We start from the raw sequence: 2,394 nt of genomic DNA, 5'->3' as shown, positions 1-2,394 counted from the left end.
TACTGTTTGCTTTTCGAGTTCATACAAAAAGAGCTCTAATCACCAAGTGATTAGAACTCCAATATTTTGTTCACCAACAACAGTTGACGAAGAACCTCAAAAGTCTGGTCATTTTGGGCCATTATGCATAAAAATCGTGACCCACACAATAACCCATTTTAGTTGGACATTTCTTCAAGTTTATTCGTAAATGGAATTGTCTTTTGTGATTCCTCGTTCTGTAATTCCCGGATAATGTGCAAGTAGACTTTGATAGTTGTATTGACATCTTGGTGACCAAGCCGTTTGGAAATAAAAGGAATTGCAATCCGATCATATAGAAGTAGCGATGCGTGAGTGTGTCGGAACGAGTGGAAAGTTAAATCTTGCTGAATATGAGCTTTATGAAGCGCAGTTCGTAACATGGTCTCCATAGTTCGACAGTTAGGAACCACAAAGCGGTTCGTCAAAAAGACGTGATTATGAGGATTAAGTTTGCCATGCATTTTCAATTCAGAATTTTGATGCAGCTTTAGCTCAGCAAACATTTGAGCCAACTGTGGGTTGATATCAATGATCCGTTTGGAAGCTTTATTTTTTGTGGGTCCAAACTCTAAAGTGCTGAAATTCCAAGCCTTGTTGATAATCAATTTTAACTGTTTGCGATCAATACAACCCCACGTTAATCCAGCGACTTCTGAGACCGGCATACCGGTCATGAGGGAAGTATATGCCATCGGGTAGGCGACGGATTCAAAGAGGTGTGCTTTCAAAAACTTTAACAAGGTCTTAACATCGTCTTGATTGAGATATTTTACCTATTTACTTTTGCTTTTATCAAAGACCAAGTTAGTCGTATGAGTAAAATCCTTTTGAATAATTCCGTCGTTAAGTGCATTTCGAATGGCACCTTTAATGTGCATGTTAATGGTCCCAATCGTGGCCTTAGCGTGTCCTGGGTGATTCTCGTCACCCTTACCCTAGAAGTTCAGGAATTTTTGATAACTGGTGGGGGTGATATCTTGAAGCAACGTTTGCCCAAAATAATTCTGAATCACATGAATGGTCTGAATGTACTTGTGCTTGCTATTGACTGATAGTTTTGGTTCACGAAAAGTTTGATACCACTCTAAGAAGTAGTCCAAGAGGCTTACTTTACGTTGCTTAAGATCACTCCCAGCTCTGTACTGATTCTTAATTGTGTCCGCCCAATCGCTAGCCATTGATTTGGTGCGGAAACCATTTTAGAAACTGATTTTCGTTCACCGTTTTGGTCGTAATAGCGCACACGGGCTGGCCAACCAGTCTTTAATTGTGTAAACATAGCCATAATAATCGCTCCTTTGAACATATGTTCTTTCAATATGTAAGATAAAAGCCCGTTGGGGGGCTTTTATCTTAGAATTGTTAATATTCTTATCCATAAAGATTGATGTAAGACAGGTCATACAAAATACGAATATGCCGTGGGCTAAGATACTTGATGATTAGTCCGTTGTAGCTGTGCCCTGCTGGTTGTGCCGACCATTTATTGTAGCCGGTGTGGCTGTAGTAGAGGTGATGCCACGCGCCGTCGAAGAAGTTGCAGTGATATCGATAGGCATTAAGCCGATAGATTTGCCCCCAACGATGTCCAACCCATTTATGATGCAATCGAGTTGGAATATCATTGGCGGATGCCGTTGTTGGCTTTACAGAAAGGGTGGTGGTTCCGATTGACAAAATTGTTACCCCTAATAAAACTTCGTTTCCTAGTTTCAAAATATCACCCCAAATTTAGTATTCTAATTTCCAGTGTGATCCATTATATTTGTAAGTCTTGTTGTTGCTGTCGTTATCATAAAAATAAGTCCATTCAGTACCCTGAGAAGCTGTCTAAAATCTCTTAAGTAATAGTGCTAAAAACGCTAAAACGACCATTTGCAGACTGGTGGTTAATTGACGCTCACAATTTTTCCAAAGTCGCCGACAATTCTCTAGCCAACTAAAAGATCGTTCGACTACCCAACGTTGGGGCATGACTTCGAATCGATGCAACTCATTGCGCTTCGCAACCTGCACGGTTGCGTTTAAATTACTGGCTACATCGAGCTGAAAATTAACGCCTGAATAACCACCATCAACTAAGACATTTTGAACCTGGCGTAAATGCATGGTATGTAAAGCGATCATTGCACTGGCCCCGTCTCGATCAGAGACGTTCGCTCGCGTCATGTGAATGGCCTGCGGAAAGCCATTAATATCAACTGCCAGATGGCGCTTAATCCCCGAGATTTTCTTACCAGCGTCGTAACCTTTGTTTTCAGCAGTAGCGGTGTTTTTGACGCTCTGAGCGTCAACGATAATAAAGGAAGTTAAAGCTGAACGTCCTTGGTAAGTTCGCCGAGCAATGACAATTTTTTTAAAACTTGTTCC

3 protein-coding genes and 2 pseudogenes are annotated in these 2,394 nt (G+C 41.0%); all 5 read right to left on the bottom strand.

What is annotated here, in order from left to right; translation table 11 throughout:
* Positions 1 to 158: 158 nt before the first annotated feature.
* Positions 159 to 782, bottom strand: a pseudogene (locus LPKJCM_RS03070) (site-specific integrase); the annotation flags it as partial.
* A 177-nt stretch (positions 783 to 959) separates the two neighbouring features.
* Positions 960 to 1,202, bottom strand: a complete 243-nt coding sequence (locus LPKJCM_RS13875) for a tyrosine-type recombinase/integrase (RefSeq protein WP_087069533.1) — start codon at positions 1,200 to 1,202, stop codon at positions 960 to 962.
* On the bottom strand, positions 1,130 to 1,309 hold the full coding sequence (locus tag LPKJCM_RS13145) for a hypothetical protein (protein WP_057962184.1): 180 nt from the start codon (positions 1,307 to 1,309) through the stop codon (positions 1,130 to 1,132). The genes LPKJCM_RS13875 and LPKJCM_RS13145 overlap by 73 nt, the downstream gene beginning before the upstream one ends.
* Before the next feature lie 86 nt (positions 1,310 to 1,395).
* Complete coding sequence (locus tag LPKJCM_RS03060) at positions 1,396 to 1,740, bottom strand: hypothetical protein (protein WP_133057547.1); 345 nt, start codon at positions 1,738 to 1,740, stop codon at positions 1,396 to 1,398.
* Positions 1,741 to 1,854: 114 nt separating this feature from the next.
* Positions 1,855 to 2,394: pseudogene (locus tag LPKJCM_RS03055) on the bottom strand (IS5 family transposase); the annotation flags it as partial.

It is taken from the genome of Lentilactobacillus parakefiri (assembly GCF_002157585.1).
Lineage (GTDB): Bacteria > Bacillota > Bacilli > Lactobacillales > Lactobacillaceae > Lentilactobacillus > Lentilactobacillus parakefiri.
This window is presented reverse-complemented; position numbering and strand designations above follow the sequence as displayed.

What these genes read in the sequence shown, in the direction of transcription:
- LPKJCM_RS13875 (WP_087069533.1), bottom strand. Translation starts at nt 1,202, where the DNA reads ATGGCTAGCGATTGGGCGGACACAATTAAGAATCAGTACAGAGCTGGG.
- LPKJCM_RS13145 (WP_057962184.1), bottom strand. Translation starts at nt 1,309, where the DNA reads ATGGCTATGTTTACACAATTAAAGACTGGTTGGCCAGCCCGTGTGCGC.